The sequence below is a fragment of the Bosea vestrisii genome (assembly GCF_030144325.1).
Classification (GTDB): Bacteria; Pseudomonadota; Alphaproteobacteria; order Rhizobiales; family Beijerinckiaceae; genus Allobosea; species Allobosea vestrisii_A.
Window position 1 is genome coordinate 1,287,045 of the sequence record NZ_CP126307.1, and the last position, 23,524, is coordinate 1,310,568.

General features: G+C 66.1%; 26 protein-coding genes and 1 pseudogene. 11 read left to right on the forward strand and 16 right to left on the reverse strand.

Annotated features, from left to right (window positions below; translation table 11 throughout):
* Nucleotides 1–105 precede the first annotated feature (105 nt).
* The 4 genes from QO058_RS06315 to QO058_RS06330 form a co-directional block, all read right to left on the reverse strand.
* Nucleotides 106–2,508 carry a methyl-accepting chemotaxis protein gene (locus QO058_RS06315; protein WP_284171122.1) on the reverse strand — a complete coding sequence of 801 codons (2,403 nt, stop codon included), beginning with the start codon at nucleotides 2,506–2,508 and terminating at the stop codon, nucleotides 106–108.
* Nucleotides 2,509–2,592: 84 nt separating this feature from the next.
* Complete coding sequence (locus QO058_RS06320) at nucleotides 2,593–2,715, reverse strand: hypothetical protein (RefSeq protein WP_284171124.1); 123 nt, start codon at nucleotides 2,713–2,715, stop codon at nucleotides 2,593–2,595.
* A gap of 155 nt (nucleotides 2,716–2,870) precedes the next feature.
* Complete coding sequence (locus QO058_RS06325) at nucleotides 2,871–3,281, reverse strand: acyl-CoA thioesterase (RefSeq protein WP_284171126.1); 411 nt, start codon at nucleotides 3,279–3,281, stop codon at nucleotides 2,871–2,873.
* A complete protein-coding gene (locus QO058_RS06330; RefSeq protein WP_284171128.1) occupies nucleotides 3,274–3,645 on the reverse strand; it encodes a hypothetical protein in 372 nt (123 codons plus the stop codon). The genes QO058_RS06325 and QO058_RS06330 overlap by 8 nt, the downstream gene beginning before the upstream one ends.
* Before the next feature lie 139 nt (nucleotides 3,646–3,784).
* Between QO058_RS06330 and QO058_RS06335 the strand changes: the two genes are divergently transcribed.
* Both QO058_RS06335 and QO058_RS06340 read left to right on the forward strand, forming a co-directional pair.
* Nucleotides 3,785–4,597 carry an AraC family transcriptional regulator gene (locus QO058_RS06335; protein WP_284171130.1) on the forward strand — a complete coding sequence of 271 codons (813 nt, stop codon included), beginning with the start codon at nucleotides 3,785–3,787 and terminating at the stop codon, nucleotides 4,595–4,597.
* 72 nt (nucleotides 4,598–4,669) lie between these two features.
* A complete protein-coding gene (locus QO058_RS06340; RefSeq protein WP_284171131.1) occupies nucleotides 4,670–5,089 on the forward strand; it encodes a VOC family protein in 420 nt (139 codons plus the stop codon).
* Between the two features lie 144 nt (nucleotides 5,090–5,233).
* On the opposite strand, the gene QO058_RS06345 is transcribed toward QO058_RS06340, so the two are convergent.
* Nucleotides 5,234–6,457: an MFS transporter gene (locus QO058_RS06345; protein ID WP_284171133.1), complete on the reverse strand. Its 1,224-nt coding sequence runs from the start codon at nucleotides 6,455–6,457 to the stop codon at nucleotides 5,234–5,236.
* 191 nt (nucleotides 6,458–6,648) lie between these two features.
* Here QO058_RS06345 and QO058_RS06350 point away from each other — a divergent pair, with 191 nt between their 5' ends.
* The gene (locus QO058_RS06350; protein ID WP_284171135.1) at nucleotides 6,649–7,671 is read left to right on the forward strand and encodes a 2-dehydropantoate 2-reductase; all 1,023 of its coding nucleotides are present in this window, start codon (nucleotides 6,649–6,651) and stop codon (nucleotides 7,669–7,671) included.
* Between the two features lies 1 nt (nucleotide 7,672).
* On the opposite strand, the gene QO058_RS31355 is transcribed toward QO058_RS06350, so the two are convergent.
* Nucleotides 7,673–8,887, reverse strand: coding sequence for a putative bifunctional diguanylate cyclase/phosphodiesterase (locus QO058_RS31355; RefSeq protein ID WP_432212012.1), 1,215 nt, complete (start codon nucleotides 8,885–8,887; stop codon nucleotides 7,673–7,675).
* A gap of 271 nt (nucleotides 8,888–9,158) precedes the next feature.
* Nucleotides 9,159–9,446, reverse strand: a complete 288-nt coding sequence (locus QO058_RS06365) for an HlyU family transcriptional regulator (RefSeq protein WP_284171137.1) — start codon at nucleotides 9,444–9,446, stop codon at nucleotides 9,159–9,161.
* Nucleotides 9,447–9,690: 244 nt separating this feature from the next.
* Here QO058_RS06365 and QO058_RS06370 point away from each other — a divergent pair, with 244 nt between their 5' ends.
* From QO058_RS06370 to QO058_RS06380, 3 genes are all read left to right on the forward strand, one after another.
* A complete protein-coding gene (locus tag QO058_RS06370; RefSeq protein ID WP_284171139.1) occupies nucleotides 9,691–9,981 on the forward strand; it encodes a hypothetical protein in 291 nt (96 codons plus the stop codon).
* Between the two features lie 178 nt (nucleotides 9,982–10,159).
* Nucleotides 10,160–10,531, forward strand: coding sequence for a hypothetical protein (locus QO058_RS06375; protein WP_284171141.1), 372 nt, complete (start codon nucleotides 10,160–10,162; stop codon nucleotides 10,529–10,531).
* Entirely contained in the window at nucleotides 10,522–11,085 is a 564-nt protein-coding gene (locus QO058_RS06380; RefSeq protein WP_284171143.1) for a TetR/AcrR family transcriptional regulator, read from the forward strand. Before QO058_RS06375 ends, QO058_RS06380 begins: the two co-directional genes overlap by 10 nt.
* Nucleotides 11,086–11,090: 5 nt before the next feature.
* Here the strand turns inward: QO058_RS06380 and QO058_RS06385 are convergent, their stop codons facing one another.
* The 3 genes from QO058_RS06385 to QO058_RS06395 all read right to left on the reverse strand — a co-directional run bounded on the left by QO058_RS06385 (nucleotide 11,091) and on the right by QO058_RS06395 (nucleotide 12,466).
* Nucleotides 11,091–11,516, reverse strand: a complete 426-nt coding sequence (locus QO058_RS06385) for a secondary thiamine-phosphate synthase enzyme YjbQ (RefSeq protein WP_284171145.1) — start codon at nucleotides 11,514–11,516, stop codon at nucleotides 11,091–11,093.
* Nucleotides 11,516–12,127: a LysE family translocator gene (locus QO058_RS06390; RefSeq protein ID WP_284171146.1), complete on the reverse strand. Its 612-nt coding sequence runs from the start codon at nucleotides 12,125–12,127 to the stop codon at nucleotides 11,516–11,518. Before QO058_RS06390 ends, QO058_RS06385 begins: the two co-directional genes overlap by 1 nt.
* A 63-nt stretch (nucleotides 12,128–12,190) precedes the next feature.
* Nucleotides 12,191–12,466, reverse strand: coding sequence for a hypothetical protein (locus tag QO058_RS06395; protein ID WP_284171148.1), 276 nt, complete (start codon nucleotides 12,464–12,466; stop codon nucleotides 12,191–12,193).
* A 225-nt stretch (nucleotides 12,467–12,691) separates the two neighbouring features.
* On the opposite strand from QO058_RS06395, the gene QO058_RS06400 reads away from it, so the two are divergent.
* Nucleotides 12,692–12,937 (forward strand): DUF2798 domain-containing protein, encoded by a 246-nt coding sequence (locus QO058_RS06400; RefSeq protein WP_284171150.1) that lies wholly within the window; start codon nucleotides 12,692–12,694, stop codon nucleotides 12,935–12,937.
* Between the two features lie 203 nt (nucleotides 12,938–13,140).
* Complete coding sequence (locus QO058_RS06405; protein WP_284171151.1) at nucleotides 13,141–14,184, forward strand: hypothetical protein; 1,044 nt, start codon at nucleotides 13,141–13,143, stop codon at nucleotides 14,182–14,184.
* Here the strand turns inward: QO058_RS06405 and QO058_RS06410 are convergent.
* The 4 genes from QO058_RS06410 to dnaG form a co-directional block, all read right to left on the reverse strand.
* Complete coding sequence (locus tag QO058_RS06410) at nucleotides 14,181–14,573, reverse strand: ribosomal maturation YjgA family protein (RefSeq protein WP_284171153.1); 393 nt, start codon at nucleotides 14,571–14,573, stop codon at nucleotides 14,181–14,183. The two genes, QO058_RS06405 and QO058_RS06410, sit on opposite strands and share 4 nt — an antisense overlap.
* Complete coding sequence (locus QO058_RS06415; protein WP_284171155.1) at nucleotides 14,570–15,445, reverse strand: DUF817 domain-containing protein; 876 nt, start codon at nucleotides 15,443–15,445, stop codon at nucleotides 14,570–14,572. Before QO058_RS06415 ends, QO058_RS06410 begins: the two co-directional genes overlap by 4 nt.
* Nucleotides 15,446–15,488: 43 nt before the next feature.
* Complete coding sequence (rpoD, locus tag QO058_RS06420) at nucleotides 15,489–17,501, reverse strand: RNA polymerase sigma factor RpoD (RefSeq protein ID WP_284171156.1); 2,013 nt, start codon at nucleotides 17,499–17,501, stop codon at nucleotides 15,489–15,491.
* Nucleotides 17,502–17,695: 194 nt separating this feature from the next.
* A complete protein-coding gene (gene dnaG, locus QO058_RS06425; RefSeq protein WP_284171157.1) occupies nucleotides 17,696–19,585 on the reverse strand; it encodes a DNA primase in 1,890 nt (629 codons plus the stop codon).
* A 126-nt stretch (nucleotides 19,586–19,711) separates the two neighbouring features.
* Here dnaG and QO058_RS06430 point away from each other — a divergent pair, with 126 nt between their 5' ends.
* Together QO058_RS06430 and QO058_RS06435 are read left to right on the forward strand one after the other, a co-directional pair.
* A complete protein-coding gene (locus QO058_RS06430) occupies nucleotides 19,712–20,629 on the forward strand; it encodes a LysR substrate-binding domain-containing protein (protein WP_284171158.1) in 918 nt (305 codons plus the stop codon).
* 76 nt (nucleotides 20,630–20,705) lie between these two features.
* Nucleotides 20,706–21,122 carry an NIPSNAP family protein gene (locus tag QO058_RS06435; protein WP_284171160.1) on the forward strand — a complete coding sequence of 139 codons (417 nt, stop codon included), beginning with the start codon at nucleotides 20,706–20,708 and terminating at the stop codon, nucleotides 21,120–21,122.
* A 12-nt stretch (nucleotides 21,123–21,134) separates the two neighbouring features.
* On the opposite strand, the gene QO058_RS06440 is transcribed toward QO058_RS06435, so the two are convergent.
* Both QO058_RS06440 and QO058_RS06445 read right to left on the reverse strand, forming a co-directional pair.
* Nucleotides 21,135–21,632, reverse strand: a complete 498-nt coding sequence (locus QO058_RS06440) for a hypothetical protein (RefSeq protein ID WP_284171161.1) — start codon at nucleotides 21,630–21,632, stop codon at nucleotides 21,135–21,137.
* A gap of 58 nt (nucleotides 21,633–21,690) precedes the next feature.
* Nucleotides 21,691–22,152 (reverse strand): GatB/YqeY domain-containing protein, encoded by a 462-nt coding sequence (locus QO058_RS06445; RefSeq protein WP_284171163.1) that lies wholly within the window; start codon nucleotides 22,150–22,152, stop codon nucleotides 21,691–21,693.
* A 134-nt stretch (nucleotides 22,153–22,286) separates the two neighbouring features.
* On the opposite strand from QO058_RS06445, the pseudogene carA reads away from it, so the two are divergent.
* Nucleotides 22,287–23,518 (forward strand): annotated as a pseudogene (carA, locus tag QO058_RS06450) (glutamine-hydrolyzing carbamoyl-phosphate synthase small subunit).
* The last annotated feature ends 6 nt before the right edge of the window (nucleotides 23,519–23,524 follow it).

Sequence of the window (23,524 nt, forward strand, 5' to 3'; positions counted from 1 at the left end):
CACCTTCCCGTCATGCCGGCGTGAGGCGGCAGCCGGCAGTAATGAAAACGCCGCCGCTCGATGAGAGCGGCGGCGTTCTGGTGAACCTGTCTTGGACAGCCTGGATCAGGCCGCCCTTGCCTGCTCGTGTTCGTGCTCCGCTGCCCCGCCCTCGCGGAAGCTGAAGCGGGAGATGTGCTCCGTGAGCGAACGGGTCTGCTCGTCGGTCAGGGCGAGCGCGGCATTGGTCTCCTCGACCAGCGCGGCGTTCTGGTGCGCCATGGTGCCGATGCCGTCGATCTCCTTGTTGATCGTCGAGACATCGGTCGCCTGGCCGCGCGCCGTCTGCGAGATGCCGTTCATCAGTGCCGAGAGATCGTTGACCGAGGTCAGGATGCTGCCGAACACGGCCGAGCTCTGCTCGACCAGGCCGACGCCGACCTTGACGTCGCCATGGGCCGCCTCGACCAGCTTCTTGACGTCGTTCGAGGCGTCGGCCGAGCGCTTGGCGAGGCTGCGCACCTCGCTGGCGACGACGGCGAAGCCCTTGCCGGCATCGCCGGCGCGAGCAGCTTCAACCGCCGCGTTGAGCGCCAGGAGATTGGTCTGGAAGGCGATCTCGTCGATCATCGAGATCACTTCCGAGATCTTGCTGGAGGAGACGCGGATGCGGTGCATCGCTTCCAGCGCCGATGCGACGACCTGCTCGCCCTGCTGGGCGCGCTCCTCGGCACTCTGGGCCATGCCGACCGCCTGGGCGGCGTCCTTGGCGGTCTTCTGGACATTGCTGGCGAAGGCGCCGAGCTGGTTGGTCGCCACCGAGACCGCGTTGCTCTCTTCGCTGGTGCGCTCGGCGAGATCGGTGACGCCGTCGAGTATCTCGCTGGTCGCGCTGCGCACGGCCGAGACGGTCTCCGACAGGCGCGCCAGCGTGCTCTCGAACTCGCCGGCGAGGCTGTTCGTGCCATTCTTCAGCTCGGCGAAGGCACCCTGGTAACGGCCCTCGACGCGGGCGACCAGGCGGCCATCGGATAGGTGGCCGAGGACCTCGCAGGTTTCCGACAGACCGGCCTGGACCGTCTCCAGCAGCTCGTTCACCGAGCCGGCGAGCGCGTTGAGCTCGGCGTCGGCGAAGTTGGCGTCGACGCGCCGGCTGAAATCGCCCTGCGCCGCCGCCGCGACGACCACGCCGAAGGCCTCGCCGAGCTCCGCCATCATCTGCCGGCGCTGCTCGCGGGCGCGCTCCTCGTCCTCGACCTTGGCGAGCTCGGCGGCGCGCAGCGCCACCGCATTGTCGCGGAAGAGCAGCACGCTCTTCGAGATGTCGGCGATCTCGTCATTGCCCTTGGTCTCGACCTGGGTCTCGAGCTGCCCGTCGGCGATCGCCCTGGTCGCAGCCCAGAGCCGGTTGAGGCGGCCGACGATCTGGCGCCGGACATAGAACAGCGCCAGTGCCAGCGCGACGATAAGCGAGCCGAGGCCGATGATGCCGAGCCAGAGCTTGCTCGTCTCGATCAGCTTCTGCGTCGAAACGACGGCGGCCTGCGCCTCGCCACGTGCGCCCTGCACGAGTGCATCGACCTCGCGGCGAAGATTCGCCGCCGCCTGGTCGACTTCCTTCAGCCCACGGGTGATGCCTTCACGCGTGGTGATGTCACGGATGCGGATGTCGACCAGCCCGTCGCTGCCCTCGCCGACCGCGATCAGGGCCTCGACCGTGCTGGCCCGCGCCTTGTTGGTGGTGATCTTCTCGGCGTCGGCCAGCAGGGTCCGCAGCCGGTAGGCGATGCCGTTGAAGCGCTCGCGGGCGAAGCCGAGCTTCTCCTTGTCGTTGATCTGCGCGATCTCGCGGAGCACGCCGACCATCTCGTTGACATTGGCCTGCAGCGTCCGCGCCAGGTCGAAAATGGCGAAGTCACGGTCCATCAGCGTCTTGACGGCGCCGGTCAGCGCCTCGCCGGATAGGACGGCGAGATCGTCGAGCCCGAAGGTCACCGCGAACTTGGCCTGTTCGGCTTCGCCGCTCGCCGCCTTGACGAAGGCCTCGTAGGCCTTGCCGAGCTTCTCCAGCGCGGCGGCCGATTCCGAGGCGTTGCGCAGGCGCTCGCCGGTCAGGTCGTTGATGTCGTTGATCTGGCGCGAGAGGCCGTCGAGCGCGCTCTGCGCCTTCTTGTTGTCGACATTGCCCTGCTCGCCGATCTTGCGGACCAGATCGAACTGCCGAGCCTCGACCTTGTCGAACTCGCCGGTCAGCGCCGCGCGCTCGCGCACGGTCTGCACTTCCATGAAGCGCGGCGCCAGCGCCGTCGAGGCCGTCGCCGCCTGCGACAGCTCGAGCGCCAACTCGACCACCGGCATCTTGCGCTCGACCATGTCGGCAACTGTGCTGCCGACCCGGCCATAGGAGAACCAGGCGACCAGCGAAGCTGCGATCGTCAACACCGTCAGGACGCCGAGCGCCGCATAGATGCGGGCGGCGATGCCGACACGCGACGCCTTCTGGCGCGCAGGCTTCTCAGTCTTCGACATTGACGCGGTACTCCTGAAGACAAGCCCGGCAGCGCGGCGCTGGCCGGTAGCGGATCACGGACGATAGGCGGCGGCCGACAATGGTCAGCCGTGGAATGGATGCGTTTGGAAAAACTCGGAGCAAAGGCTCGCCGGCTCGATCGTGCCGCGTGCGAGCGGCGGCGCGAGCCGGGCCACGTCCGTCGACATGCGACGGCGATCGATCATGCAGGACCTCCCAGCCCCAGGCTGACCGATCCCGGTGGATCGATCCCCGGCAGAATTGCGGAGGTTCGCTTAAAGAACGCTTAAGTTGCCGGATTCTTCTGAATCACTCGGCCTGCGGGCCGGTTCAGGTTCCGTTAGGATTTACGGCGCCGGAATCACCCCTCCGACACCGGTGGCACCGGCCGTGGCCGGCCGTCATCGTCGATCGCGACGAAGGTGAAGCTCGCGTCGGTGACCTTCTCGTGGAGCGTGGTGCGGAAGCGCTTGGCCCAGGCCTCGACCTGGATCTTCATCGAGGTCCGCCCGACCGACTTGACCGAGGTGTAGACGCTGAGCACGTCGCCGACCTTGACCGGGCGGATGAAGGTCATCGCTTCGACCGCGACCGTCACCACGCGTCCCTGCGCCCGCTCGACGCCGGCGATGCCGCCGGCCTGGTCCATCCGCGACATCACCCAGCCGCCGAAGATGTCGCCATTGGCGTTGGTGTCCGCCGGCATGGCGATGGTGCGCACGGTCAGTGTGCCGCACGGCTCCTCGACGGGATTGACGCCAGGCTCAGTCATCGTTGCCCTTCCCTTCCTCGATATGGAAGGAGTGGAGCACACGATGCAGGATCGGCGCCAGCACGAAGCCGGTGGCGATCACCACAAACAGACCCGAGAAGAGTGCATAGGCACCTGCGAAGATCTTGCCGCCGACGGTCTTGAGCTCGGCGACCGGCCCCATGCCCGACAGGATCATCGCCGCATTGACGAACGCATCGACCGCGCTCATGCCCTCGCTGACCGCATAGCCTGCCATGCCGATAGCGAGCCCGACCACGGTCAGCGCCAGCCAGAGCAGTACCGCCCGCCCCAGACGCAGGGCAAAGCGCCTTATCGGGACCAGCCGCTCATGGCGGCGTTCGAATTGCATCAGGCGCGGCATCACCACCTCGTCAGTTCGGCGGGTCGGGGCAGTCCGAACGGGGTGTCGGACGGTCTGGTCATGAGCATGGCATACCCCCTTTGCCGTTGAGCCGGCAGCCGATACGCGCCACTATTCGCCGAACATCGCGGGGCCGGCAATGCAGGCGGATTGGGAACTGGTGCGGGCGCCGCCGCGGCCCGATCTGGCGGGCGCCGTGCTCGGCTATACCGGCTATCGCGAGCACCGCGCCGAGCCGGTCCTGCGCCGCGAAGTGCCCGGGCTGATCCTGCCGCTGATCGTCAACTTCGCCGCCCCCTTCACGCTGTCCGTCGCCGGTGGCGAAAGCAGCGCGCCGCAGGGCTTCGCAGCCGGCCTGATCGACCGCCCGGTCCTGGTCTCCTCCACCGGCCTCGCCGCCTGCGTGCAGGTCGATTTCACCCCGGCCGGCGCCTATGGCTTTTTCCAGCTCGACCAGCGCGACATGGCCGGCCGCATCGTCGACCTCGACGATCTCGGTGAATTGCGCCATCTCGGCCCGCGCCTGCGCGAGTGCCTGTCCTGGGCTGCGTGCTTCGCTTTGCTCGATCGCGTCATCGGCCAAAGGCTGGCGCGCGGGCGCAACCTGTCGCCGGAGGTCGCCGCCGGTCTCGCCTGGCTGGCGGCGCGGCGCGGCAGGGGCCGCATGCGCGAACTCGCGGCTGCGGCCGGCTGGAGCGAGCGCCACCTGACCAGGCGTTTCGTCAGCGAGACCGGCGCCGGGCCGAAGACCATCGCCCGCATCCAGCGCTTCGAGCATGCGCGCGAACTGGCGGCGCGCGGCCAGCCGGGTGGCTGGGCCGCGATCGCCCAGGCCGCCGGCTATGCCGATCAGGCCCATATGACCCGCGAATTCACCGCTTTGAGCGGCCTGCCGCCCGCCGCCCTCGCCCGCAACGACGCCGGCGAGCATGGCATCCTGGAACCGGGCTGAAGTCCGTTTCGTTCAAGACCGCGCGCGCCCGATCGGCTTTGCTGGCGCGACATGCAACCGGAGATGCCGCACATGCCGCAGCCCGCCGCTATCTATTTCAGCCTGCGCTACCGCGATGCGGTCAAGATGGTCGACTGGCTCGTCGAGGCCTTCGGCTTCGAAAAGCACGCCGTCTTCCTCTCGGATGACGGCAGCAAGGTCGTGCATGCCGAGCTGCGCCTCGGCGAGGGCATCGTGATGTTCGGCTCGAGCGAGGGCACCGACTTCGCCAAGCTCGTCCAGACACCGGCCGAGCTCGGCGGCACGACCGCCTCGCCCTATATCGCGACGACCGACATCGATGCGCTCTGCGAGCGCGCCCGCACGGCCGGCGCCGAAATCTGCATGGAGCCGCGCGACCAGACCTATGGCAGCCGCGACTTCATCTGCAAGGACCCGGAGGGACACATCTGGTGCTTCGGCACCTACCGGCCGGGAGCTGCCTCGGCCTGACCGAGAGCCGGAACAAGTGGAGCCCTCATCCTGAGGAGCCGCGAAGCGGCGTCTCGAAGGATGCTTCAGGAAGCTCTGGAACCAGCTGGAGCATCCTTCGAGACGCAGACTGACGTCTGCTCCTCAGGATGAGGGCTGTGGGCGTCACGCCGCCGCCAGCTTCGGCCGCGCCTTCAGCATCAGCCAGCAGACGATCGCGAGATTGATCAGGTTCCAGGCGAGGCCGTTGAGGAAGGCGAGCCGGTAGGACGAGGTCGCGTCGAAGATCACGCCCGAGACCCAGCCGCCGAAGGCCATGCCGAAGATCGTCGCCGACATCACCACGCCGATGCGCGCCCCTGCCTCGCGCGGCGGCATGTAATCGCGGATCGCCACCGCATACATCGGCACGATGCCGCCCTGGAACAGGCCGAAGATGCCGGTGACGACGAAGAGCGAGCTCAGCCCGTCGAACCAGAGATAGAGGAAGAGCGCCATGCCCTGCATCAGCGAGGACAGAGCGAGCGTCGCGGTCCCGCCGATCCTGTCGGCGACGAAGCCCGAGCCGACGCGGCTGACGATGCCGAGCGCCATCATCACCGTCAGCATCTCGGCGCCCCGCGCCACGCCATAGCCGAGGTCGCTGCAATAGGCGACGATATGCACCTGCGGCATCGACATCGCGACGCAGCAGCAGAAGCCGGCGACGACCAGCAGCAGCTGCAGCTGGTTCGGCGACAGCCCGAGGCTGCCGCGTGCGCCAGCGCTCATCACCTCGGCCGCCGCCAGGGTCGCCGCATTCGGCCGGCGCCGGAACAGCGGCGCCAATGGCATCATCACCGCGAACGCCGCAATGCCGAGCCAGAGATGCGTCGTGCGCAGGCCATGCGTCTCGACGCCCCAGTTGATGAGCTGCGGCCAGAACATGCCGGCGAGATAGCTGCCCGAAGCCCCGAAGACGACGGCGAGGCCGCGATAGCGCTTGAACCAGTGCGACAGGTCGGCGATCAGCGGCGAGAACCCGGTCGCGGCGCCGAGCCCGATCAGGAAGCCATGCGCCAGCGTGAACTGCCAGAGCGTGCCGGACACGGATGCCAGTGAATAGCCGGCGGCCAGCAAACATGCGCCGAGCACGATCGGCCACATGATGCCGAAGCGATCGACCAGGCGGCCCATGACGATATTGCCGATGCCGAAGCCGATCATGGCGAAGGTATAGGGCAGCGTCGCATCGGCGCGCATGACGCCGAACTCCTGCTGCACCGCCGTCACCACCACGACCGCCGACCAGGAGCCGACGCAGGCCACAGTCCCGATCAGCAGGGCAAGCGCCAGCCTGAACCAGGCATAGGGCGAATCCGGCGCATAGCGCGCGTCCTGGGCGTCCATGTTTCCTCGCGAGCGCGACGGAGAACGATCTTCTCTCTGCCCGAGCATTAGGCAGCGTTGAACGCCGCCACAAGCGCGCGGGCGCCGGGGCGATGCAGCGCGGATGTGGGTGCATCATGCCACTTTGCCCGCAGCGCTTGCCATTGAAGCGACGCGCTCGGCATGCTGCACGCCTTGTCCCCGGGAGCGCGATGGCCAGGATCTGCATCTACGGCGCCGGCTCGATCGGCTGTTATCTCGGCGGGCGCCTCGCTGCCGGTGGCGCCGAGGTCGGACTCATTGGCCGCTCCGGCGTCGGCGAAGAGCTCCGCGCCCATGGCCTGACGCTGACGCATTATGACGGCGGGAGCTGGCGGGTCGCGCCGAATGCCATCGTATTCTCGACCGATCCGAGCGCAGCAGCGAACGCCGATCTCGTCCTCGTCACGGTGAAATCGGGTGCGACAGCGCAGGCCGCGGCCGAGCTTGCGGATGTGGTTGCGCCAGAAGCCGTCGTGATCAGTTTCCAGAACGGCCTCGGCAATGCCGACACCCTGCGCGCCGCCCTGCCCGGCCGCACCGTGCTCGCCGGCGTGGTGCCGTTCAATGTCGTTCGGCGCAGCCCGGGCGCCTTCCATCAGGCATCCGAGGGCGAACCCGAAGTCGAGGACGCAGCCGCGCTGGCTCCTTTTCTCCCCGATTTCACCCGCGCCGGCTTCGCCTTGGCCCGGCATAGGGACATCCTGCCGGTGCAATGGGCCAAGCTGCTGTTCAACCTGAACAACGCCGTCAACGCCCTCTCCGGCCTGCCATTGCAGCAGGAGCTCGGGCAGCGCGGCTATCGCCGCTGCCTTGCCCTCGCCCAGGCCGAGGCGCTCGACTTAATGGCACAAGCCAGGATCACGCCCGCCCGGCTGACGCCGCTGCCGGCGCGCTGGATCCCGGCGCTGCTGCGCCTGCCCGACGCGCTCTTCACGCGGCTCGCCCGCAAGATGCTGGCGATCGACCCGCTGGCCCGCTCGTCCATGGCCGACGATCTTGCCGCCGGCCGCGCGACCGAGGTCGACTGGATCAATGGCGAGGTGGTGCGCCTCGCACAGCGGCTCGTTCGCAGCGCCCCTGCGAACGAGCGACTGGTCGCGCTCATCCATGCAGCCGAGGCGAGCGGCGGAAAACAGAGCTGGAGCGGCGAGACTCTGCTGGCTGAACTGCGAACAAGCGCCAGGCGGAGCTAGTTCAGCTCTTGCGCCCGGTCAGCTCGGCATATTGCTCGGCAGGCAACGGCCGCCCGAGCATATAGCCCTGCATGTAGTTGCAGCCCTCGTCGATCAGGAAGTCGAGCTGCTCGCGCGTCTCGACGCCTTCCGCCACCACCTCGATGTCGAGCGCATGGCCGAGCGCGATCACCGCGCGCGTGATCGCCGCCGCCTCCGAGGCGACGCCGAGATTGGCGACGAAGCTGCGATCGATCTTCAGCGTCGAGAGCGGGAACATGTGCAGATAGGAGAGCGAGGAATAACCCGTGCCGAAATCGTCGAGCGCGATGCGCACGCCGAGCGCCTTGATCCGGTGTAGCACCAGCATGGTGCGGTCGAAATCGGTGATCATCACGCCTTCGGTGATCTCGAGCTCGAGCCGCTCCGGCTCGAGGCCGGTCTCGATCAGCACCTCGTCGATCAGCCCCGGCAGGTCGCCATGGCGGAACTGCAGCGGCGAGACGTTGACGGCGATGCGCAGCGGCTTCGCCCAGCTCGCCGCCTCGGTGCAGGCCTGGCACAACAGCTCCCGCGCCAGCGGCAGGATCAGCCCGCTTTCCTCCGCCGCCGGAATGAACTCGGACGGCGGAACGACGCCACGTTCGGGGTGGATCCATCGCGCCAGCGCCTCGAAGCCGGTCAGGACGCCCGCCGCCGAGAAGACCGGCTGATAGTGCAGATGCAGCCGCTTCTGCGTGATCGCGGCTTCGAGATCTTCGGCGAGATGATGGCGGCCGCTCGGAGCACTTGGACCGGGCTGTTGCCCCGACGTGACGTCGACGAGCAGATTGATTGCGCCGGTGAGCTTGCCCGCGGCATCGTAGAGTGGTGTCGGCAACGGCATGATGCGCACGCGGCTGCCATCGAGCCGTTCGGCCAGCGCCTCGACGCCCCACACCTCGCGTTCTTCGCGTAGCGCGACCGCCAAGGGACAATCTTCGAGCGGTAGGGGCGAGCCGTCGATCTGGAACAGCTTATGGCTGATGCACCAGCGATCCTGGCCCAGCTGCGGCTCGCGCCCGACGAGACGGACTGCCGCCTGATTGAAATAAGTCACGAACCCGTCGGCATCGGTCGCATAGAGCGCCACCGGCAACCGTGCCACGATCTCGCGAAATTGGCTGTCGCCACCGCGGCCGGGCCCCACATCCTGGGATTTCTCCGGCTTCGAGTTACCGGGGGGCTTCGGCGGCATGAAAAGGGTCTCGGTAAGACAGGCGCGATGACGATATCAAAGCCCGAAAAACCGAATAAAGTTTTAAATGGCAGGAGCCCAGGCTGCACCCCAGCCAAATACCTAACCGGGTCATCGAGAAACAATTCACGGAAGACGTATAATTCAAGTCAAATTCTTTAAGTGTCCCAAGGGCACAGCGATATTCACTGAAACATAAAAATTTTAATCGATTTCCACGGATGTCTGTCTGAAACATTGCTCTCGGCAGAGTCGAGATTATCGTAAATCCCTATTTGAACAGGCGTTCGCCTTGCTCGTCGATCAACTGCCTGGCCTTGATGATGGCGAAGTCAGCCGCCTCGTCCGCGCCCGGAAACCGATCGGCCCGGATGAAGCGATGGCTCTTCACCTCGCCGTCAATCTCCTTCTCGATCACGCCTGCAAGCTGCTGCTGCCCGCCCTCGGGGAACGGTGTCGCATGGATGGTGAAGCCCTTGTACTCGGTGCTCTTCAGCGGCGCGGCAGGACCGGCCGGCTTGGCTTCCTTGCGACCGAACAGGGATTTGAGAAAGGACATGAGCGGGCTCCATCTGACCCGCGCTGTATAGCGCAGATGCTGCCTGCTTGGCCAAGGGGCCATGCCATCCCTTGCCGGGCGTGAGGAACGGCAAGGGCGACCGGCCACACGAGCTTGCGCGTCTGCGGGTACAGGGCCACTGGCGAAACGGCGCCAGCATCCCCATGTTTCTTGAAGACAGGGCGGAATAGAGGCCCGTCCACCTTTCGCGCTCTTCTTGGCCCGCTCTGTCGCAGGAGCAGCCATGACGCGCTTCTTCAAATCTCTTCTGCCGTTCTTGCTGGCATTGCCACTTCTGTCCGGCAACGCCCGCGCGCAGGTTCCCGCCGATCTTCCTTGTGCCGATCGCAACCTGGCGACGACGCAACTGCGTGAACTCTATGGCGAGCGCCGGATCGGCTACGGCCTTGCCGCGAACGGCAGCGTGATCGAGCTTTTTCGCCGCTCCGAACGGCTCCTTCACCCTGTTCGCGACCTTGCCGTATGGCGTGAGCTGCCTGATCGCCACCGGGCAGTCCTGGGAGCCGCCGCCTGAGTACGAGCATTATGCCGGCCGATGAGAGCTCGGCAGGTCGCGCGGACAGATTGCACGACGCTCCCGGCGTCAGCAGCGCAGCCACCCTATTTCCCCACATCGCCTCCCCCGCTGACGGGGCGCTTGCGTTCATCTCCGGAATAATACCATACTAGATGGTATTATTCCGGAGATCGCCATGAACATCTGGCTCGCCCTTGCCGCCGCTTTGGCGGCTGCCACCACGCTGATCCACTTCATTCTCGGTGGCAGGCACGTCGCCGCACCTCTGCTGGCGACCGAGCGGCTGCACGCCGTGCCGAAATTCACCATGTATTATTGCTGGCATCTGGTCACGATCGTGCTCGCCGCGCTGGCGCTCGCATTTGGCCTCGCGGCGACCGGCCAGGGCAGTCGCGACCTCGCCCTCTTCGCCACCGCCGGCGCTGCGCTGTTTTGCCTGTGGAGCCTCGCCATGATCGGGCTGTTCCGCCTGCGGATCGCGCATTTCCCGCAATGGGCGCTGTTCGCAGCGACCGCCGTCAGCGGCGCGATCGGCCTGTGGCAGTAGCTCCCCCTCCCCGCTTCCGCCCGCCCGACTGGCTCGCGCTCGGCCTCGCCGCACTCGCCGAGCAGGGACCGGCCGGGCTGACGATCGAGGCGCTCTGCCGGCGCGCCGGCAAGACCAAGGGCTCATTCTACGCGCATTTTCCGGCGATCGAAGCCTACCACGCCGCGCTCGCCTTGCATTGGCGCGAGACCTATACGCTTCGCCTGATGCAGGAGGCCGACAAGGGCGAAGCGGCGCAGGACAGGTTGATCGCGCTCGACCGGATGGCGCTGGCCCTCGACGTCCGCGTCGAGCAGGGCATGCGCCGCCTCGCCCAGCTCGATGCCGGTGTCGCGGCAACCTGCGCCGAGGTCGACCGCGAGCGCATCGGCTATCTGGAGAAGCTCCATAGCGACACCAAGCGCTTCACGCCCGACGAGGCCCTCGCTTTGGCCCGCGTCGAATACGCCGCCTTCATCGGCTTCCAGCAGCTCGATCTCGGCCTGTCGCCGGACGATCTGCACGAATGCTACCGCTCCTTCACGCGGCTGCTCACCCACTCGGCTGGGAGCTGACCGGCTCAGGCGAGATGCAGCACGACCTCGCGCCGGTGCGGGCTGGTGCGATGCTCGAACAGGTAGATTCCCTGCCAGGTCCCGAGTGCGAGCCTACCCCCACTCACCGGAATCGAGAGCGTGACCGGCAGCACGGCCGCCTTGATATGGGCCGGCATGTCGTCCGGCCCCTCGGCACGGTGGGTCAGATAGGCCATCGATGGATCGTCCGCCGGCGGCACGAGGCGGGTGAAGAAGGCGACGAGATCGCGCTGCACGTCCGGGTCGGCATTCTCCTGGATCAGCAGCGAGCAGGAGGTATGGCGTACGAACAGCGTCAGCAGGCCGAGATCGACCGCTGCTTCGCGCACGAAGCGGACGGCGGCATCGGTGAATTCATAGAGTCCCGCTCCGCGTGTCTCGATCGCGAGGCGGGTCTGCTTTGCGGCCATCAGCGCTCGGTCAGGGCGAGCTTGGCGCCCAGAGCAACGAAGGCCGCCGCGAAGGTGCGCCGGAGCCAGGCCATCACCGCTGGCCGGCTCACCACCTTGTCGCGCATCGCCGCGGCGAACAGGCCGTAGAGCGCGAAGACGATAAAGGTCATCGCCATGAACACGCCCGAGAGCTCGAGCATGCGCGCCATCGGGCTCGCCTCGTTGGCGGCGATGAACTGCGGCAGGAAGGCGACGAAGAAGATCGAGAGCTTGGGGTTGAGCACGTTGATCGCGATGCCGTCGACCAGCACGCGCCAGGCCGAGCGCTTGTCGGCCTTGGTCTCGACACTGAGCGCGCCCTGCTCCTTCAGCGTCTGCCAGGCCATCCAGAGCAGATAGGCGACGCCGGCATATTTGACGATCTCGAAGGCGAGCGCGCTCGCGTGCAGCAGGGCCGCGAGGCCCATCATCGCGGCGAGCAGATGCGGCACGATGCCGAGCGTGCAGGCGAAGGAGGCGAGCACGCTGGCCTTGGCCCCGCGCGTCAGCCCGGCGGCGATGGTGTAGATCGCGCCCGTCCCGGGCGAAGCGACGATGATCAGCGAGGTCAGCAGGAATTCGAGGGACATGCTTCACTCCAGCTCCAGCGACGCTGCCGGAGCCGCATCGATATCCCGACTGCCGAGGCCTTGCTAGCCCAGCCCTTCGAAGATGCCGCCGATCACCGTGACGACCACCTCCCCCGTGGCGACCACGGCGGTCCCGGCGCCTTCGATCACGGTCCCGACGGCCTTGACCGCAACGCCGACCGCCTCGATCGAGACATTGCTGGCGATATCAAGAACACCCTCGACGATCTCGCCGACACCAGAGCCTTCCTCTTCCTGCTTCTTTGCCTGCGGTGGAAGATTCGCCTGCAGCGCCGCCTTGGTGGCTTCGATCTCATCGGCGGTCGGGATACCGGTCATTCCTGCTCCTCCAAGGAAGCCCCGATTGTGGGGCTGACCTTAGCAGAACTGTGGCGGACTGAGCGGATTCTGCTTGCCTCCTGCCCAGGCCGGCCGTAAAGCGCAACCCGCGCGTCCCTCTGGGCGGCCGTAAGCGTCTCACGTCAGGCAACGCATCCACCCGGCTTAGCGCCGCCAGGATGCATTAAGGCCATGACGGCGCGGCCAATCCTTACGGATGTTTCCATGAACCGCTTTCGCAAGCTCCCGGCGCGCTATGGCGCGCTCGTCACCCCCTTGATCCTCTCTGGCCTGATGACCCTGATCGTCTCAGGCATCTCGACGCTGCGCGTCCTCGGCCCGACGCCGGCCTTCCTGCAGAACTGGGCCGGCGCCTGGGGCCTGAGCTGGCTGATCGCCTTTCCGGTCCTGCTGTTGGCGCTGCCGATGGCCCGTCGGATCACCGCGATGCTCGTCGCGCCGGCAGGCTGACTTCGGAGCAGAAAGGGCGGCTCGCGTCGCCCTTGGCCAGCAACGCCAGGTCGAAACCAGCCCTGAAGTGCCCAATCGCGCCCTGCGATCCAGCGATGAAAGCTGATCGTGGCACGAATGACATTCCTCGAGACGCATCAAATTTCCTTACGTCATCATCAGGGTATCGAAAAACTTGATTCGACTCCAGCAAGGGCAGAAACATGCAAAAGAATATTTCAGTCGTCTGCTATGATCTACCCACGATCAGCCGGTTTATTCGTTCCTGCGCGCTGGTCATCGCGACACAGCATTCCATGAAGGTTGAATGGGAAACCTACCGGGACAGCAAGGTCATCAATGCCATCTATACGGTCTTCTTCTGGAAGGAACCGCCAGGCATAGCCGTGGTGAAGGATGGGGCTCCGGCCGAAATCGAACGGCGCACGGATCAGATGTTCGAGCGGTTCATTTTGGCCTGGGTCCGAAAACTGGCCGAACAGGGCCCCCGCGCCGGACAAGAGTACTTGTCGTTCCTCGGGCACCTTCGCGACATGGCGCGGAACGACATCCTGAACCTTTATCGCGAGGTCTCCGGCATCAATAGCGACGTCATCCGGGAAACACAGCAGGGCATCAAGAATCTCGCTCGCATCAAGCTCGGCGCGCAGGTTGGCGTCGCAGTCATCGGCGGCATCGTCGGAGTCGGATTTGTCGCGCCTGTGCTAGTCGGCGGCACTCTGGCCGCCGGCGGCGGTCTCACGATTCTCGGCCTCCAGGCGGGCACCACGGCGGGAGGGTTTGCTGTTGCCGGCTTCGCTCATTCGATCACCCATTCGATCATCAAGAACTGGGAGGCCGGCGCGGAGGCTCAAGTGGCTGTGATCGTGAACGAGGATGTCGGAAAGGAAGTGGGGAAAACTCTGGTAGGCCACGTAGGGGACCGGGCCGTGGAGCACACGCTCGAAAAAGCCCTCGCCGGATCGGCGAAGGCCCAGCAGGCGATGCGCTCGGCCCAAGGCGAGATCAACAAATACTCGGCTCGGCTCGCTCAAGAAGGACTGACCCGGAAGGCCTCAGAGAAAGCGGCCCGCAGGGTGGCCGACAACATGACACGCGTAGCGACACGCACGGCGGAGATAGCCAAGCACAAGAGCGCAGCTGCATCGGCCACAAGGGCCGGTGTGTACCTTCCCGTCCTCTTCGCAGGCTTGGACATTCGGGATGCGTGGAACGAGTACAACGAAACCATGGAACGCAATCGCTAGCGCGCCCTCAAAGCGGCATCGGTGGCCGCTGCTGCGCCGATCCCCACAAGATAAGCCACGATATCAGCCCATGCGAAGAAGCGACCGAGCAGCAGAACGCCCATACGCGTTGCCCGAAACGCATCCAGCCAGGCTGGATGCCAGAGCTGGCTGAGCTCGACCGCCACTGCAACACACGATGCGGCAAGCGCGACCCGGGCGAGGTGCCAGCCCGGGCGCAGCCATGCGACCACGCAATAGACCATGACGCCCCAGAGTGCGGAGCCGAGGCACTTTGCGAATATGGGCGGCCAGGCGACGCCCGGCAGGCGCGTCGTCAGGCCGATCGCGATGATGACGATCGCGAAAAGCGCGAGCACGACACGCCGCAACGGCCGGATGTCCATCATGGGCGGTCGAGCGGTTGCGGGCGATTGACCAGCGTCACCAGCGTGTAGCTGATGATCAGCAGCAAGGACCACGAGCCGAGCTTGGCGAAAGAGACCATCGACCAGCCCTGTAATTGCGAAGGGTAGAGCCAGGTCCGCGTGAACGTGCCGATGTTCTCCGAGAACCAGATGAACAGCGCGACCAGCAACAGCCCGAGCAGGAGCGGCATCGACCGATGCACGCGCCAGACCTTGAAATAGATTTTCGTCCGCGCGAACAGAACCGCGGCGAGCAGGAAGAGCCCGATACGGGTATCGACCACATAGTGATGCATGAAGAAATTGACGTAGATCAGCACGCTGAGCGCGATCAGGGCCCAGCCCGGCGGGTGGTTCGAGAAGCGGAAATCGAACAGCCGCCAGGCCCGGCAGATATAGCTGCCGATGCAGGCGTACATGAAGCCGGTGAACAGTGGCACGCCGCCGATGCGGAAGAAGCTCGGCTCCGGATAGATCCACGAGCCGACAGCCGTCTTGAAGATCTCCATCGCCGTGCCGACGACATGGTAGATCAGGATGACCTTGGCTTCTTCGGCCGTCTCGAGCCGCGTCAGGATCAGCCCGGCCTGGACCGCCACCATGCTCAGGAAGAGGAAATCGTAGCGCGCCAACGCCGCATCGCGCGGATAGACGAGATAGGTCGCGATCTGCAGGAAGACGACAATGCCGCCGAACAGGCAGGCCCAGGCCTGCTTCATGCCGAAGCGGATGAACTCGTAGACGCCCGACATGACCGGACGGCCGGCCATGCGCTTGCCGAGGCGATGTTCAAAATCGATGAAGCCGGCGAGCGGCGGCCAGATGGCGGCAGCGCTGGCCCCCGGGGCACGCATTCCGGGGTTTTCCATGCGTGCCCCGAGGCCAGAAGCCGGGCGACTAGTTGTCCAGGAAGCTCCTGAGCTTCCGGCTGCGGCTCGGGTGCTTGAGCTTGCGCAGCGCCTTCGCCTCGATCTGCCGGATGCGCTCGCGGGTGACGCTGAACTGCTGGCCGACCTCTTCGAGGGTGTGGTCGGTGTTCATACCGATGCCGAAGCGCATGCGCAGCACGCGCTCCTCGCGCGGGGTGAGCGAGGCGAGCACGCGCGTCGTGGTCTCGCGTAGATTGCTCTGGATCGCCGCATCGATCGGCAGGATCGCGTTCTTGTCCTCGATGAAGTCGCCGAGATGCGAATCCTCCTCGTCGCCGATCGGGGTCTCCAGCGAGATCGGCTCCTTGGCGATCTTCAGGACCTTGCGCACCTTCTCCAGCGGCATGGCGAGCTTCTCGGCCAGCTCCTCCGGGGTCGGCTCGCGGCCGATCTCGTGCAGCATCTGGCGCGAGGTCCGGACGATCTTGTTGATCGTCTCGATCATGTGCACCGGGATGCGGATGGTGCGGGCCTGGTCGGCGATCGAACGGGTGATCGCCTGCCGGATCCACCATGTAGCGTACGTGGAGAACTTATAACCCCGGCGGTACTCGAACTTGTCGACCGCCTTCATCAGGCCGATGTTCCCTTCCTGGATGAGGTCGAGGAACTGCAGGCCGCGGTTGGTGTACTTCTTGGCGATCGAGATCACGAGACGCAGATTGGCCTCGATCATCTCCTTCTTCGCCTGCCTGGCCTCGCGCTCGCCCTTCTGGACCATCAGCACGATCTTGCGGAACTCCTGGATCTCCAGGCCGGTCTCCGACGCCAGGGTATGGACGTCCTCGCGCAGCTCGCGGATGCGCTCCTTCTCCTGCGCGACGAACTCCCTCCAGCCGCGCGAGCCGAGCTTGGAGACGCGCAGCAGCCACTTCGGATCGAGCTCGGCGCCGATATGCTGCTTCAGGAAGTCCTCGCGGCCGACGCCATAGCTCTCGGCCAGGCGCAGCAGGCGGGTCTCGTGCGAGATCAGGCGCTTGTTGATGTCGTAGAGCTGCTCGACCAGCGCCTCGATGCGGTTGTTGTTGAGCGAAAGCGACTTCACCGCGGTGATGATGTCGTCCTTCAGCTTCTTGTATTTGCGATCCTGCGACGGCGAGAGCTTGGTGTTCTCCAGCCGGTTGGCGATGTCCTGGTCCTGCAGGCGCCGCAGCTTCGTGTAGTTGCTGGCGATCGAGTCGAAGGTCTCCAGCACGCGCGGCTTGAGCTCGGCTTCCATGGCCGAGAGCGACACGTTGTTCTCCATGTCGTCGTCGTCCATGCCCTCGGGCGGGGCCTCGCCCTCAGGCGCAGCCTCCTCGGCCTCGGCCGGCTCCTCACCCTCACCCGGCATCTGGTCCGGATTCTTGCCGTCGGGGCCGGCATAGGTCGCTTCGAGGTCGATGATGTCGCGCAGGAGGACCTTGCCCTCCATCAACTCGTCGCGCCAGATGATGATCGCCTGGAAGGTCAGCGGGCTCTCGCAGAGCCCTGCGATCATCGCCTCGCGGCCGGCCTCGATGCGCTTGGCGATCGCGATCTCGCCCTCACGCGAGAGCAGCTCGACCGAGCCCATCTCGCGCAGATACATCCGCACCGGATCGTCGGTACGCTCGGTCGGCTCGAGATTGCGCTTGGTCTCGACCGGCAGAGACGGACGCGAAGCCTCGACGAGATCGCCGCCTTCGGCCTCGTCCTCTTCGCCTTCCTTGCCGCGCGCGGCCCGCTCCTCGCCGGCAGCTTCCGGATCCTCGTTGTCGACGACGTTGATGCCCTGCTCGCTGAGCTGGCCGAGGACGTCCTCGATCTGCTCGGAGGAGAACTCCTCCGAGGGAAGAACTTCGTTCAACTCGTCATAGGTGACATAGCCGCGCTTCTTGGCGAGCTTGATCATCCGCTTGACGGCCTGATCGGTGAGATCCAGCAGGGGGCTGTCCGGGCTCGGGGGCGCTTCCGGGGAACCCGCTTCGGACTTGTCCCGCTCGCTCACTTTGGTCGCCATAAATCAGCGCTCCGCCATCTTGCGCGTCGGATGCAGCCGCTCCGACGCAGAAAAGGGCGCCGCGGCTGCCGTTGCTGCCGCGCACCCCAACCTACTCATCCGTCACAGATAGCGCCGACCATCATTGATGAATCGTGCACCATCTCGAAAGTCACCCCGGATCTGCCGACGAATGAGCAACGCACCTTGCCTGGTCAGTCCTCAGGATTGGCCTCGGTCCCCTCGACAGCTTCGAGGCGGGCCTTGACGTCCTTCATCCAGGCGAAATTGGCTTCCGTTGGTTCGTCAGCCAATGCGCGTTCGGCTGCCTTCAGCTCGCTATGTAGCGTTCGTGCGCGATGATGCAAGACGAGAGCCTGACGAATCGAATCAAAAACCGATTCCAGATCAGCCGTTTGCAGGAGTTTCAGCCGCTCGGCCGGCTGGGTGACTGCCAGCAGCGCCGCCCTCGCCTCCGCCACGCGAGTCTGCTCCAGCCTGCGCCCGAACGCCTCCTGGTCGAAGCTGCCATCGAAGGCGGCTTCGAGCAGCGCCTGGCGGAAACGCTCGGCCGCCAGTCCGTCGAGCGCAAGCTCGGCGATCTCGTCGACGCAGCGCATGACCAGATCCGCATGGCTCGCCAGCGCCAGCAGGATGAACGCCTCTCGGGGATTTTCGCCATGCCTGCGCTGCAGCATCGGTGAATTGGTGAGCTGCGGGCTCGGCCGCACCAGCGACAGCGGCTGTCTCTCTGGGGCGCGCTGAAAACCGCGCCCGCCGCGCGCATTGCCGCTGAACCCGCCCTGCCGGCGCCCTTCGAAGCGCTCCTGCTGGGGTGGCGCGAAGAGCTGGCTGAGCCGCTCGTCGATCTCGCGGCGATAATGCCGGCGCGTCGCCTCGTCACGGATCAGGCCCAGCGGCTCCTTCAGCCGGCGCTCGAAGGCAGCGCGCCGCTCGGGCGTGTCAAGCTGGCTCGCCTCGAACTCGCGGGCCCAGAGCATGTCGACCAGCGGTTTCGCCGAGCCGATCACCTCCGCGACCGCCTGCTTGCCACCCGAGCGCGCGAGATCGTCGGGATCCTGTCCTTCCGGCAGCAACGCGAAGGAGAGCGAGCGTCCCGGCTCGAGCATTGGCAAGGCGAGATCGATCGCCCGTCCCGCCGCCTTGCGGCCGGCCTTGTCGCCGTCGAGGCAGATCACTGGCTCACCCGCCATGCGCCAGAGCAGCGAAAGCTGATCCTCTGTCAGCGCCGTGCCGAGCGGCGCCACCACCTGCGGAAAGCCGGCGAGCGTCATGGCGATGACGTCGACATAGCCCTCGACCACGATGACCTGGCCGGTGTCGTGCGCAGCCTTGCGGGCATTGTGATGGTTGAACAACAGCCCGCCCTTGTGGAAGAGCGGCGTCTCCGGCGAGTTCAGGTATTTCGCGGGGACATCGGCGCTCATCGCCCGGCCACCGAAGGCAACGACCCGGCCGCGCGCATCGTGGATCGGAAACATGACCCGGTCGCGGAAACGGTCATAGGGTACGGCGATCTCCTCGCCATGCACCAGGAGCCCGGTCTCCATCATCGCATCCGCGCCGACGCCCTTGCCCGCGAGATGGTCGCGCAGCGCGAATCGGTCGGGCGGGGCATAGCCCATGCGAAAGAGCTGGCGCGCCTGCGCTTCCAGCCCGCGCCCGGAAAGGTAGCGCCGCGCCAGCCCGCCGCGCTCGGATTGCAGTTCGGCCTCGAAGAAGCGCGCCGCGAGCTCGACGACCTCATGCAGCCCCTTGCGCTTCTCCTCCTGTACCTGCGCCTCGACGGAGACTTTCGGCAAGACAACGCCGGCTTCCGAGGCGAGCTTCTCGACCGCCTCGGGGAAGGAGAGCCCCTCGGTCTCCATCACGAACTTGAAGATGTCGCCGTTCTTGCCGGAGGAGAAATCGAAGAACGAGCCCTTCTGGTCGTTGACGAAGAAGGACGGCGTCTTCTCGGCATTGAAGGGCGAAAGCCCCTTCCATTCGCGGCCGGCCTTGGCAAGGCGCACGCGCTTGCCCACGACCGCCGAGACTGGCAGCCGCGCCTTGATCTCCTCAAGGACGGAGGGCGGGAACTTCATGGCTTCCTATCTGGCGATGCGGAGAGCTTGTGCCAATCGCCGATCGCAGCGCTCCCCCGATTATTGGCGCAATCCACAGCGCGTGATAGCCAGCCATGCTGGCGAAGCGAGGCAGGAGCGCGCCCGATGATCGAGACGCGGCTGCTGCGCCAGTTCATCGCCGTCGCCGAAGAACTGAATTTCCACCGCGCGGCCGAGCGGCTGCATATGGCGCAGCCGCCGCTCAGCCAGGCGATCCGCAAGCTTGAGAATGCGCTCGGCCTCCGCCTGTTCGAGCGCAGCAACCGCAGCGTCACGCTCACAGCTGCCGGCGCGGCGTTCCTCGTCACCGCCCGGCGCGTCCTCGCCCAGCTCGACGACGGCATCAGGGAGGCGCAGCGTGTCGCCGCCGGCCAGGCCGGCCGCCTCTCTATCACCTTCGTCGGCACCGCCCATGATCTCCTGCCGTTGGCGCTGCGCCGCTTTCGCGCCGAATTCCCCGGCATCGAGCTTATCCTGCGCGAGGCGACCACCGGCGAGCAGCTCGCGGCGATCACCGCCGGCGAGGCGGATATCGGCCTGATGCGCCAGCCTGGCATCATGGTCGCGCAGCTCGCGAGCGAATGCCTGCTGCGCGAGCCGATCCTGGCCGCCCTGCCGGACGATCACGCGCTCGCTGGACACAAGACCATCGCCCTCGCCGATCTCGCCGGCGACGACTTCATCGGCACGCCCCGCCAGCTCGGCATCGGCTTCCACGACCAGATCATCGGGCTCTGCCGGCTCGCCGGATTCTCGCCGCGCATCGCCCAGGAAGCCCGCCAGATGCAGACTGTCGCCAGCCTGGTCGCGAGCGGGCTCGGCGTCGCGCTGATCCCGGCCTCGCTGGCGCTGATGCCGCGCGCCGGCGTTGCCTTCCGGCCGATCGCTGTCGAGGCGCCGCCGGAGATGGCGCATGTCGAACTGATCGCTGCCTGGGATGCGACGCGCAGCGCACCGGCGCGCGACAATTTCCTTGCCGTGCTTCGGCAGGCAGCCAGTGATATGCAAAAAGTATCAAAATAGGACGAACAATATATTTTACTGAGAGCAGCCAGGCAGGCAGGCTCCTCGCACAGCAATAGCCGAGGAGCTTCAGCTCATGCACCGCCCCATCCGGCGATCAGCCTTGCTTGCGGCCGCGCTCACCGCGGCGGCCGCCTTCGCCATCCCTGCCTCAGCGACCGAGCGAGCGACCATGATCGAGCAACTGCGCATCTACGAGATCTTCGACGGCAACAAAGAGGCCTTCCACGCCCGCTTCCGCGACCATGCCGCCCGCATCATGAAGATCCATGGCTTCGACATCGCAGCGATGTGGGAAGCCAAGGGCAAGGACCGTACCGAGTTCGTCTATGTGCTGCGCTGGCCCGACGAGGCGACGATGCGCGAGCGCTGGGCCCGCTTCATGCAGGATGCGGAATGGTCCAGGATCAAGGACAGCAGCGCCGCCGAGCACGGCCGCATGGTCGGCGCGATCGAGGAGCGCGTGATGCAGCGCACGAGCTATTCGCCGTAAGCAGCCGGCTCCTTACGGACAGCGCAGCGGATCGTCAGCCAGGGCCGTCGCCACGCCCTCCGTCGGCAGCAGGACCGAGGCCTCGGCGGCGCGCAATTCGATCCGCTTCGCCTCGCGCAGGCCCGCCACCACCGGGCTCATCTGAGCCAGACCGAAACTACCGTCAGGTGTCCAGGTCAATTCGACTTCGTCGATGCCTGCCTGGGCCTTGACCGGCACGCGCGTCGCCTTGCCATCGGTCACGATCTCGATCGCCGACGGCAAGGCCTCCTTGAGCTGTGTCTTGGGCAGAACGGCCATCAGATAGGGGCCGCCGGCAATCGCCGGGTTGGCGCGAGCAGCCGCCGCATCCCCGCAATAGAAGGTGAGCCGCGTCCCGTCGGAACCGCTCACCCCAGCATAGGACGTGCCCATCTGGTAGCCGGTGCTCCAGCCTTGTGACTGGGAAAGGGCGGCCGGGCCTTGCAAGGCCAGTCCGAGCGCCAGGACAGCGATCAGCTGTTTCGACATCGGAAGCCTCCTTTGCCGAAACGCTGCCCGTCGAAGTGGCGGAAATGCCGCCCGCGGGTCAGCCGCCCAGCAACTGCTTTACCATAGGCGAGACCTTGGCGAAGTCCATCTGGCCGGCAAAGGCGCCGCGCAGTGCGCCGATCACTTTCCCCATGTCCTTGACCGAAGCCGCGCCGGTCTCGGCGATGACCTCCTCGATCGCCGCCTTGATCTCCTCGTCGCTCATCTGCTTCGGCAGATAGGCGGATATCACCGCGACCTCGGCGCGCTCGCCGTCAGCCAGTTCCGGCCGGCTATTGGCGTCGTAGATCGCGATCGATTCCTGGCGCTGCTTGATCATCTTCTGCAGCAGCGCGAGAATCTCGTCCGGCGTCGCCTCGCCCTTGCCGGCCCCGCGCGCCTCGATGTCCTTGTCCTTCAGCGCCGCCTGGACCAGGCGAATGGTCGAGACCTTGCCCTTCTCGCCGGCCTTCATCGCGGTCTTCAGGTCAGCGGTGAACTGCTCACGCAGGTTGGACATGATGTTGCAAACCTTCTTCATTCATTGACGGGGCGCGGGCGCCTGATTAAGGCTCGCGCTCCAGACCGGCAGCGCCACCCGCGCGCAGCCTTCACGCTTGCCGCAGCTTCCAGCGGCCTGGACGAGACATAGACATGACCGCTCATGAAGGAAACCCCGCCGCGCAAGGCGGGCAAGAGGGCTGGCAAGAAGGCTGGAGCGAGCCGCGCGCGACCGCGGTGCTGGTGCTGGCCGACGGCACGGTGCTCGAAGGCTTCGGCCTCGGCGCGATCGCGCAGGCGCCCGGCGAGGTCTGCTTCAACACGGCAATGACCGGCTATCAGGAAATCCTGACCGACCCGTCCTATGCCGGGCAGATCATCACCTTCACCTTCCCGCATATCGGCAATGTCGGCGTCAACGAAGAGGACACCGAGACGGTCAACGCCGCCGCCTCCTCCGGCGTGCGCGGCATCGTGCTGCATGCCGAGGTGACGCAGCCCTCGAACTGGCGTGCGGCCAAGCATCTCGACGCCTGGCTCAAGGCCCGCAACATCGTCGGCATCTGCGGCGTCGACACCCGCGCGTTGACCACGCTGATCCGCGAGAACGGCATGCCCAACGCCGTCATCGCCCATGATCCCGCCGGCAATTTCGACATCGAGCGCCTGAAGAAAGAGGCGGCCGCCCTGCCCGACATGGCCGGTCTCGACCTCGTCCCGCTCGTCGCCGCGACCCAGCGCTATGACTGGGACGAGACGCCCTGGCAGTGGCCGCGCGGCTATGGCAAGCGCGAGTCTGCGGCCCACCGCGTCGTCGCCATCGACTACGGCGTCAAGCGCAACATCCTGCGCCTGCTGGCCAAGGCCGGCTGCGAGGTCGAGGTCGTGCCCTCGACAGCATCAGCCAAGGACATCCTCGCGCTCAATCCCGACGGCGTCTTCCTGTCGAACGGCCCGGGCGACCCGGCCGCGACCGGCGAATACGCCGTGCCGGTGATCAAGGAATTGCTCGATCGCAAGATCCCGACCTTCGGCATCTGCCTCGGCCACCAGATGCTGGCGCTCGCCATCGGCGGCCAGACCATGAAGATGAAGCAGGGTCATCACGGCGCCAATCATCCGGTCAGGACAAGACCACCGGCAAGGTCGAGATCGTCTCGATGAACCATGGCTTCGCGGTTGATCCCGCCACGCTGCCGGCCAACGCGACCGAGACCCATGTCTCGCTGTTCGACGGCTCGAACTGCGGCATCGCCCTGAACGACCGCCCGGCCTTCAGCGTCCAGCACCATCCGGAAGCTTCGCCCGGCCCGCAGGACAGCCACTACCTCTTCGCCCGCTTCGTCGAGCTGATGGAAGCGGAGAAGGCGAAGAAGGCCGCCTGACTAGAG

Excerpts from the sequence above, each read along its gene's own strand:
- QO058_RS06350 (WP_284171135.1), top strand. The coding sequence starts at position 6,649 with ATGGCCAGGATCTGCATCTACGGCGCCGGCTCGATCGGCTGTTATCTC.
- QO058_RS06345 (WP_284171133.1), bottom strand. The coding sequence starts at position 6,457 with ATGGACGCCCAGGACGCGCGCTATGCGCCGGATTCGCCCTATGCCTGG.
- QO058_RS06330 (WP_284171128.1), bottom strand. The coding sequence starts at position 3,645 with ATGCCGCGCCTGATGCAATTCGAACGCCGCCATGAGCGGCTGGTCCCG.
- QO058_RS06370 (WP_284171139.1), top strand. The coding sequence starts at position 9,691 with ATGACGCGCTTCTTCAAATCTCTTCTGCCGTTCTTGCTGGCATTGCCA.
- QO058_RS06375 (WP_284171141.1), top strand. The coding sequence starts at position 10,160 with ATGAACATCTGGCTCGCCCTTGCCGCCGCTTTGGCGGCTGCCACCACG.
- QO058_RS06400 (WP_284171150.1), top strand. The coding sequence starts at position 12,692 with ATGAACCGCTTTCGCAAGCTCCCGGCGCGCTATGGCGCGCTCGTCACC.
- QO058_RS06390 (WP_284171146.1), bottom strand. The coding sequence starts at position 12,127 with ATGTCCCTCGAATTCCTGCTGACCTCGCTGATCATCGTCGCTTCGCCC.
- QO058_RS06405 (WP_284171151.1), top strand. The coding sequence starts at position 13,141 with ATGCAAAAGAATATTTCAGTCGTCTGCTATGATCTACCCACGATCAGC.
- QO058_RS06325 (WP_284171126.1), bottom strand. The coding sequence starts at position 3,281 with ATGACTGAGCCTGGCGTCAATCCCGTCGAGGAGCCGTGCGGCACACTG.
- QO058_RS31355 (WP_432212012.1), bottom strand. The coding sequence starts at position 8,887 with ATGCCGCCGAAGCCCCCCGGTAACTCGAAGCCGGAGAAATCCCAGGAT.
- QO058_RS06320 (WP_284171124.1), bottom strand. The coding sequence starts at position 2,715 with ATGATCGATCGCCGTCGCATGTCGACGGACGTGGCCCGGCTCGCGCCG.
- QO058_RS06385 (WP_284171145.1), bottom strand. The coding sequence starts at position 11,516 with ATGGCCGCAAAGCAGACCCGCCTCGCGATCGAGACACGCGGAGCGGGA.
- QO058_RS06315 (WP_284171122.1), bottom strand. The coding sequence starts at position 2,508 with ATGTCGAAGACTGAGAAGCCTGCGCGCCAGAAGGCGTCGCGTGTCGGC.
- QO058_RS06410 (WP_284171153.1), bottom strand. The coding sequence starts at position 14,573 with ATGATGGACATCCGGCCGTTGCGGCGTGTCGTGCTCGCGCTTTTCGCG.
- rpoD (WP_284171156.1), bottom strand. The coding sequence starts at position 17,501 with ATGGCGACCAAAGTGAGCGAGCGGGACAAGTCCGAAGCGGGTTCCCCG.
- QO058_RS06365 (WP_284171137.1), bottom strand. The coding sequence starts at position 9,446 with ATGTCCTTTCTCAAATCCCTGTTCGGTCGCAAGGAAGCCAAGCCGGCC.
- QO058_RS06395 (WP_284171148.1), bottom strand. The coding sequence starts at position 12,466 with ATGACCGGTATCCCGACCGCCGATGAGATCGAAGCCACCAAGGCGGCG.
- QO058_RS06340 (WP_284171131.1), top strand. The coding sequence starts at position 4,670 with ATGCCGCAGCCCGCCGCTATCTATTTCAGCCTGCGCTACCGCGATGCG.
- QO058_RS06430 (WP_284171158.1), top strand. The coding sequence starts at position 19,712 with ATGATCGAGACGCGGCTGCTGCGCCAGTTCATCGCCGTCGCCGAAGAA.
- QO058_RS06435 (WP_284171160.1), top strand. The coding sequence starts at position 20,706 with ATGCACCGCCCCATCCGGCGATCAGCCTTGCTTGCGGCCGCGCTCACC.
- QO058_RS06445 (WP_284171163.1), bottom strand. The coding sequence starts at position 22,152 with ATGTCCAACCTGCGTGAGCAGTTCACCGCTGACCTGAAGACCGCGATG.
- QO058_RS06415 (WP_284171155.1), bottom strand. The coding sequence starts at position 15,445 with ATGCGTGCCCCGGGGGCCAGCGCTGCCGCCATCTGGCCGCCGCTCGCC.
- QO058_RS06440 (WP_284171161.1), bottom strand. The coding sequence starts at position 21,632 with ATGTCGAAACAGCTGATCGCTGTCCTGGCGCTCGGACTGGCCTTGCAA.
- QO058_RS06335 (WP_284171130.1), top strand. The coding sequence starts at position 3,785 with ATGCAGGCGGATTGGGAACTGGTGCGGGCGCCGCCGCGGCCCGATCTG.
- dnaG (WP_284171157.1), bottom strand. The coding sequence starts at position 19,585 with ATGAAGTTCCCGCCCTCCGTCCTTGAGGAGATCAAGGCGCGGCTGCCA.